The sequence below is a fragment of the Stenotrophomonas sp. genome (assembly GCF_059505245.1).
The window spans coordinates 1-7,947 of the sequence record NZ_JCACKF010000007.1; the positions used below are offsets into that span (position 1 = coordinate 1).

Consider the following 7,947-nt stretch of genomic DNA (forward strand, 5'->3'; position numbering starts at 1 on the left):
CCCGGGGGCCGGGTCCCCCCCCCCTGTTCCCCTTTGGGGGGGGCGGGGCCGCGCAACCGCTCAATGCTTCCCAAACCCGCGGGGGGCCCGGCCGGCGCCCGGCACTACCCGATTGCGCGGCGCAAGGGCGTGGATCGCCCGCTGCGCTGAGCAGCGTATGATCGGCGCGCGGGCCTGCCCGCCGTTGAAGGTACCGACATGGATCGTTTTTCCCGCCTGCCCCGCGCCGCGCTGCTGATCGCCAGCCTGCTGGCGACCGCACCGGCCTGGGCCAACAGCACCGCCTGCCGCGAGCGCTCCCCCAGCGTGGCGTCGCAGGCGGCGATGCTGGACGTGGCCTGGACCACCGCCGAACGCCTGGACGCGCTGCCCGATGTGGACGTGGTGGTGGCCGCGCGCGGTGGCCAGGACCTGAGCCGCTATGGCCTGCGCCACAGCCACCTGGCCTTCCTGCTGCGCGAGGACGACGGCCGCTGGCGCGCGATGCACCTGCTCAACCGCTGCAAGACCGACAGCTCGCAGCTGTACCACGAGGGCCTCGGCAACTTCGTCGGCGAGAGCGGCGGCCATACCGACCTGCGCATCGGCGTGCCGTCGGCACCGTTGCGTGCCGCACTGCGCGCGATGCTGGTGCCGCCGTCGATCCAGCCCAAGGCGCTGCACGAAACCAAGTACAACGTGGTCGCCTACCCGTTCGCCACCGACTACCAGAACTCCAACCAGTGGGTGCTGGAAGTGCTGGCGGCGGCGATGGCGCAGGCCGAAGGCGCGCCGGCCATCGTCAAGCGCGAACAGGCACAGCAGTGGCTGCGCCAGCAGAAGTACCAGCCCAGCGTGCTGCATATCGGCCTGGGCAAGCGCGTGGGTGCGCGCCTGTTCGTGGCCAACGCCACCACCACCGACCATCCGGCCGGCGAACGCATCTCCGGCAACTATTCGGTGGTGACGGTGGAATCGGCGTTCGACTTCCTGCACCAGCGCAGCCAGCTGCAGCAGGAACTGGTGATCCCCCATGTGCCGGTGGCCGGTGCCACCGCCGCCTCGCCCTGAATCCCGCAAGGAGAACGACATGCGTCTGCTGCACAACTCCCTGGTATCGATGCTGATCGTCACCGCGCTGGCCTGGTCATCGGCCGCCCATGCCGAACGCCGCATCGTGATCATCCATGACCCGGGCCCGCAGGGACCGAGCCTGGAAATGTCCACGCAGATGGTGGCCTCGGTCCGCGCCGCCGCGGCGAAGGAAGCCCAGGATGCCGCCGATGCCGGCCAGCCGCTGGCCCGCCCGCAGCAGATCAAGCTGCCGCAGATGGAGGTGAGCGCGATTGCCACCACCGTCGATGGCCGCCGCGAAGTGCTGCTGCGCGATGCCAACGATCCGCAGAACACCGCATCGATGCAGTACCCGCGCGGCATCGGCGACCCGGCCGTGCAGTTCACCGTGGGCCAGACCGTGAACTTCGAACCGACCGGCGCGGACCAGGGCTGGCAGTTGAAGGACAACCAGGGCCGCCCGTTGGAATACCTGCCCGAGGCCACCGGCCCGCGCGACATCTTCGATACCCGGCGCTGAGCCGCCGTCCCCACGCTGACCAGGAGGTCTCCATGTTCCGTTGCCTGCGCGTTCCCGCTTCTGCCCTGCTGCTCTCCGCGCTGCTGGTGCCCACCGTCCATGCCGGCGCCGCGCCGCAGTTGAACAGCAGCGAGGCCAGCGTGATCGTGACCTCATTCGTGGTGCTGTCGCTGCCGATGGCGGCCTCGATGGGCCTGTCCGAACTGTCCAAGGCGCCGTTCAAGGCCAGCGAACGCAATGCCAGGGCGACCCGCACCAAGGCGGTGCCGCTGCCGCCAATGGAAGTGAAGAAGGTGGAGACCACGCCCACGGGCGAACGCCAGGTGCAGTTGCAGGTACCGGACAAGGCCGACCACACCGCCACCCTGCGCTGGCCGGTGCAGCCGCCGGGCGAGAACCCGACTGCAGCCTTCGTGGTCGGGCAACGGGTGCATTTCGACCCCACCGAGGCCGGTGCCGGCTGGAACGTGAAGAGCGCGCAGGGCCAGACCCTGGCCTATGTGCCGACGGCCTATGCCGCCGGTGATGTGATGAGTGAAGCGCTGTAAAGCTGAACGACAGGTTTTGGCTTTGCCGCAGGCCGGGCGGATAATGGGCGATCCCCTTTGTCCCCCTGGCTCGCCATGTCCGTGCGTCCTGCCCCTCTGTTTGCCCCGCTGACCCCGCGCGCCCTGGTGCTGGCGGTACTGGCCATGGGTGCAGTGGTGCTGCTGTCCAACGTGCTGGTGCAGTACCCGATCAACGACTGGCTGACCTGGGGCGCCTTCAGCTATCCGGTCGCGTTCCTGGTCAGCAACCTGATCAACCGCCGCTTCGGCCCGGGCCCGGCGCGCCGCGTGGCGTGGATCGGTTTCGCGGTGGCGGTGCTGCTGTCGATCTGGGTGGCCACCCCGCGCATCGCCATTGCCTCGTGCTCGGCGTTCATCGTGGCCCAGCTGCTGGACATCACCGTGTTCGACCGCCTGCGCCGCGGCAGCTGGTGGCGCGCACCGATGGTGGCCACCACCTGCAGCGCGACGGTGGACACCACCCTTTTCTGGTCGATCGCGTTTGCCGGTTCTACCTTGCCGTGGGTGAGCTGGGCCGCCGGCGACCTGGCAGTGAAGCTGGCGATCGGTGTCTGCCTGCTGGCCCCGTTCCGCGCGTTGTTGTGGAAGATGGCGCCGCTGCGCGCCACCAGCTGACCGCCATTGATCCGGTGGGTGCCGACCGTTGGTCGACACGCCCTGCAGAACTCATCGCTGCCGACAGATTGTGCCGACCAACGGTCGGCACCTACCAGGAGCGGGCCACCGAAGGGCCATTGATCCGGTAGTCGCCAACCTTGGTTGGCGCTTTGCATTCATGCCAACCAAGGTTGGCATCTACCAACGGCGTGCCATCGAAGGGCCATTGAGCCGGTGGGTGCCGACCGGTGGTCGGCACCTACCAACAGCGGGCCATCGCAGGGCCATTGATCCGGTAGTCGCCAACCTTGGTTGGCGCTTGGCATTCATGCCAACCAAGGTTGGCATCTACCAACTGCAGTCCTCCGCCATCCGGCACTCAGGCGAACGGCAGCTCTGCCGCTCTGCACGCCGCCGCAATCGCTGCACACGCCTCTTCAATCGCCGGCGTGGTCGGGGCCAGCCGCGGGCGCCGGTCCAGTGTGCAGGCCAGGCCCACGTCCAACAGCGTGGCGTGCGCGCCATGCAGCGCCTGCGCGGTGGCATCGGGCAGGAAACCAGCACCAGCCAACGCATCGATCAACGACGGCGTATCGCGCGGCTGCAGCAACGCCACGTGCCGCGCACTGCGCGCAAGCACACCGGTCTGCAGCAGGAATTCCAGGTCCACCACGCCGCCCGCACCCTGCTTCAGGTCCAGCCGTGCGGCGTCGCTGCGGTCCAGTTCGGTGCGCATGCGCCCACGCATCTTCAGCACGTCGGCATACAGCACCTCCATGTCGCGCTCACTCCCCAGCGTCTGTGCACGCACCTGCTCGAAATCGGCCAGCAGGCTGGCATCGCCGGCCACGCCACGCGCGCGCACCAGCGCCTGGTGTTCCCAGGTCCACGCACGTTCGCGCTGGTATTCGGTGTAACTGGCCAGCGAAGACACCAGCGAACCCTTGCCACCATCCGGGCGCAGGCGCACGTCGATGTCGTACAGGCGGCCGGCGGCGGTGACCGCACCGAGCAGCGCCATCACCTTCTGCGCCAGCCGCGCATACCAGCGCCCCGGCTCCAGCGGACGCGCGCCGTCGCTAGCCTCCACGCCGGCCGGGTTGTCGTGCAGGAATACCAGGTCCAGGTCGGAACCGAAGCCCAGTTCAAGCCCGCCGAGGCTGCCGTAGCCGATGATCGCGAAACGTCCACCGGGAATCGCGCCGTGCGCGGCGCGCATGTCCGCCTCGGCCATCGCCAGCACGGTGACCACCACCGCCTGCGCCAGTTCGGCCAGTTGCCGCGTGCTGTCCACCGCGCCCTGGCGGCCGTCCAGCGTGGCCATCGCCATGCGGAAACTGAGCGCCAGCCGCGTCTCGTTGAGCCAGCGCAGTGCCGATTCGGGATCTTCCACCGCCAGCACCTGCTGGCATTCGGCCAGCATGCCGGCCGCATCGGGCATCGGCCCGGACACGCGCACATCCAGCAGTTCATCCAGCAGCAGCGGATACGCGACCAGCCGCTCGGCCAGCAGCGCGCTGCGCGCCAGCACATCGACCAGACGCGCCAGCGCGCTCGGTTGTTCGTCCAGCAGCGCCAGATAGCTGGTCCGGCGCAGCACCGCCTGCAGCAGGCCAAGCACGCGCTTGAGCGCGGCATCGGGCTGCGGCGAACGCGTGGCCGCATGCAGCAGCGCCGGCAGTACGCGATCCAGCCGTGCACGCGCGGCGTCGGACAATGACTTCACGCCGGTGCCCTGGGCGAAATCGCGCAGCGACTGATCGGCGCCATTGGCATCGAGGAAACCGGCTTCGGCCAGCAACGGCGCGTTGCTGCCCTCGGGCAGGCTGCGCCAGTAGTTGGCCAGCGCGTCGGGCGCGGCCTGGCCCTTGCGCGGGGCCAGCAGCGCGGCGAATTCGGTGCTGACCCGCTGCTGCTGTTCGGCCAGGGCCGCGCGCAGTACCTCCCAATCCGGGTAGCCGAGGCCGATGGCAATGCGCGCGCGGTCCAGCGCGTCGCTGGGCAGCACGTGGGTCTGCGCGTCGCGCAGCATCTGCAGGCGGTTCTCCAACCGGCGCAGGAACAGGTAGGCCTCACGCAGCGCGCTGCCATCGTCGGGCGCAATCTGCCCGGCGGCCACCAGCGCGTCCAGTGCCACCAGCAGGCGGCGCTCGCGCAGCGCGGGCTCGCGGCCACCGCGGATCAGCTGCAGCGCCTGGCACAGGAACTCGATTTCGCGGATGCCACCGGCGCCGCGCTTGATGTCTTCGTGCAGCTCGCGGCGCGCGACTTCGGCGGTGATCGCCGCCTTCATCTCACGCAGGCCGTCGAGCGCGGTGAAATCCAGGTAGCGGCGGTATACGAATGGGCGCAGGGTCTGCAACCACGCTTCGCCGGCGTCGATGTCGCCGGCCACCGCGCGCGCCTTCAGCCACGCATAGCGCTCCCAGTCGCGGCCTTCGCGCTGGAAGTACTGATCCATCGCCGCGAACGACAGCGCGACGCGACCGGCGCTGCCGAACGGGCGCAGGCGCAGGTCGACGCGGTGGCTGAAGCCATCGACCGTGGTTTCGTCCAGCAGCTTGGCCAGGCGCTGGCCGAGGCGGGCGAAATATTCCTCGGCGGCCAGCGCGCGCGGACCGTCGGATTCGCCGCCCTGCGGGTACGCATAGACCAGGTCGATATCGGAACTGAAGTTGAGCTCGCCACCGCCGAGCTTGCCCAGGCCGAATACCACCAGCTGTTGGGGGACGCCTGCGCCATCACGGACCACGCCGTGCCGCTGTGCGAATTCCTGCTGCAGGGCGTCCAGCGCCAGCCGCAGGCAATCCTCGGCCAGGGTGGTGGCGCCAGCCAGGGTCTGCGCCACGTCATCCAGCCCGGCCAGGTCACGCCAGATCAGCCGCGTGGACATCGCGGTGCGCCAGCGCCGCAGCTGTGCCGGCCAGTCGCTGGGTTGCAGCGGATCGAGCACCGGCGCCGGGATCGGCGGGCAGCCGGGCGCGGCCAGCTGCGCCAGCAGCGCCGGTTGCCGCACCAGGGTGTCCAGCGCGAAGTCGCTGGCCACCGCCAGCCGGGTCAGCAGCGGCAGCAGCTCGGCAGGAACGGGCTCGGGCAGGACCTGGGCCAGGCGCGCCAGGGCGCGGTCGGCAAGGGGCTGCAGGGAGGCGGGCAGGTCAGCGGGGGCGAGGGTCATGCGCTGATTCTCGCGGGGTCGGATCCCTTTGCCAACGGCGAAGGGCTCTGACCCCGAGGTGCCGCCGGTTGATGCCGCTGCTGGGGTCAGAGCCTTTTGCCCTTGGCAAAAGGATCCGACCCCGAAGGGGTGCCGCGCATTCATACTGGGCGGCAGGCAACAAAAAAGCCCGCTTGCAGCGAACTGCCAGCGGGCTCTGCTCCCTCCCCCACGTCGGGATGCAGGGCCATCGTGCGGGCTGCGAAAGCACTTTGCACGCTGCACTGCAAAACAAAACCGGTGGGTATGGGTGACCCCGATGGGGAAAAGCCATTCCACGAAGGTAGAACCCCCCGTACGGATGAGGATGGCCGATAATCGGGTTTCCCCCCAGAAACACTGTCGTCATGTCTGTTGATCGCATCGCCAACGCGCGTCTTCGTGACCGCGTGGTCTCCGCCGAGGCCGCAGCCGCGCTGATCCAGCCCGGTGAAACCGTGGCCATGAGCGGCTTTACCGGCTCCGGGTATCCCAAGGCCGTTCCCGTCGAACTGGCCCGCCGCATCGAAGCGGTGCACGCCCAGGGCCAGCCCTTCCAGATCAAGCTGATGACCGGCGCCTCCACCGCGCCGGAACTCGATGGCGCGCTGGCCAAGGCCGATGGCATCGCCATGCGCATGCCGTTCCAGAGCGATCCGGATGCGCGCAACCGCATCAACGAGGGCAAGCTGGATTACATCGATATCCACCTCAGCCACGTCGCCCAGCACGTGTGGTTCGGCTTCTACGGCGAGATCGATACCGCCGTGATCGAAGTCTCGGCCATCCGCGAAGATGGCTCGCTGGTGCCCTCCACCTCGGTCGGCAACAACAAGACCTGGCTGGACCTGGCCAAGAAGGTGATCGTCGAGGTCAACGAATGGCAACCGGCCGGCGTCGACGGCATGCACGACATCTACTACGGCACCGCGCTGCCACCGCACCGCAAGCCGATTCCGCTGGTGAACGCCAACGACCGCATCGGCGACACCGCGCTGCGCTGCGACCCGGACAAGATCGTGGCCGTGGTGCGCACCAACGGCCCGGACCGCAACAGCCCGTTCAGTCCGATCGATGCGACCAGCGAACAGATCGCCTCGCACCTGATCGAGTTCCTCAAGCACGAGGTGAAGAAGGGCCGCCTGCCGCCGAACCTGCTGCCGCTGCAGTCGGGCGTGGGCAACATCCCCAACGCCGTGCTGGCCGGCCTGGCCAGGAGTGGTTTCCGCGACCTGGCCGCGTTCACCGAAGTGATCCAGGACGGCATGCTCGACCTGCTGCGCGATGGCGTGCTGAGCTACGCCTCGTGTACCGGCTTCGCGCTGAGCCCGCAGGCCAACGAGACGTTCAAGGAGAACATCGATTTCTACCGCGAGCGCATCATCATGCGCACGCAGGAGATCTCCAACCATCCCGAACTGGTGCGCCGCCTGGGCTGCATCGGCATGAACGGCATGATCGAGGTGGACATCTACGGCAACGTCAATTCGACGCACGTGATGGGCACGCGGATCATGAACGGCATTGGCGGTTCGGGTGACTTTGCCCGCAACGGTTTCCTGTCGGCGTTCCTGAGCCCGTCCACTGCCAAGAACGGCACCATCTCGGCGATCGTGCCGATGGCCAGCCATGTCGACCACACCGAGCACGACGTGTCGGTGATCGTCACCGAACAGGGCCTGGCCGACCTGCGTGGCCTGACCCCGCGCAAGCGCGCGCAGGTGCTGATCGACAACTGCGCGCACCCGGATTTCCGCCCGCAGCTGCAGGATTACTTCGACCGTGCCAGCCGCGAAAGCTACGGCAAGCACACCCCGCACCTGTTGCCCGAAGCACTGTCGTGGCACCAGCGCTGGCTGGATACGGGCACGATGAAGGGCTGACCCCGGGTCCGGACATCGGGTAGAGCCGGGCGCGGGGCGGGGTGCCCAACACCCCGCCCCCCGCCGGGGCGAACAAAACCCGGGGGCCCGGCCCCCGGCCCTGGCCCAATATAAAGCCACGGGAAAAGAACC

General features: G+C 68.6%; 6 protein-coding genes. 5 read left to right on the plus strand and 1 reads right to left on the minus strand.

From position 1 onward, the window contains the following. Positions 1–198: 198 nt before the first annotated feature. The 4 genes from AC5JLE_RS02180 to AC5JLE_RS02195 all read left to right on the plus strand — a co-directional run bounded on the left by AC5JLE_RS02180 (position 199) and on the right by AC5JLE_RS02195 (position 2,757). Entirely contained in the window at positions 199–1,050 is an 852-nt protein-coding gene (locus AC5JLE_RS02180) for a DUF2145 domain-containing protein (RefSeq protein ID WP_241884870.1), read from the plus strand. A 19-nt stretch (positions 1,051–1,069) separates the two neighbouring features. Beyond that, entirely contained in the window at positions 1,070–1,573 is a 504-nt protein-coding gene (locus tag AC5JLE_RS02185) for a hypothetical protein (RefSeq protein WP_241884871.1), read from the plus strand. A gap of 32 nt (positions 1,574–1,605) precedes the next feature. Further along, positions 1,606–2,121, plus strand: coding sequence for a hypothetical protein (locus AC5JLE_RS02190; protein WP_241884872.1), 516 nt, complete (start codon positions 1,606–1,608; stop codon positions 2,119–2,121). 75 nt (positions 2,122–2,196) lie between these two features. Next, a complete protein-coding gene (locus tag AC5JLE_RS02195; protein WP_014645727.1) occupies positions 2,197–2,757 on the plus strand; it encodes a queuosine precursor transporter in 561 nt (186 codons plus the stop codon). 361 nt (positions 2,758–3,118) lie between these two features. On the opposite strand, the gene glnE is transcribed toward AC5JLE_RS02195, so the two are convergent. Beyond that, positions 3,119–5,914 (minus strand): bifunctional [glutamate--ammonia ligase]-adenylyl-L-tyrosine phosphorylase/[glutamate--ammonia-ligase] adenylyltransferase, encoded by a 2,796-nt coding sequence (gene glnE, locus AC5JLE_RS02200; protein ID WP_496064981.1) that lies wholly within the window; start codon positions 5,912–5,914, stop codon positions 3,119–3,121. 386 nt (positions 5,915–6,300) lie between these two features. Here glnE and scpC point away from each other — a divergent pair, with 386 nt between their 5' ends. After that, the gene (gene scpC, locus AC5JLE_RS02205) at positions 6,301–7,815 is read left to right on the plus strand and encodes a succinyl-CoA:acetate CoA-transferase ScpC (protein WP_032960979.1); all 1,515 of its coding nucleotides are present in this window, start codon (positions 6,301–6,303) and stop codon (positions 7,813–7,815) included. Positions 7,816–7,947: the final 132 nt, after the last annotated feature.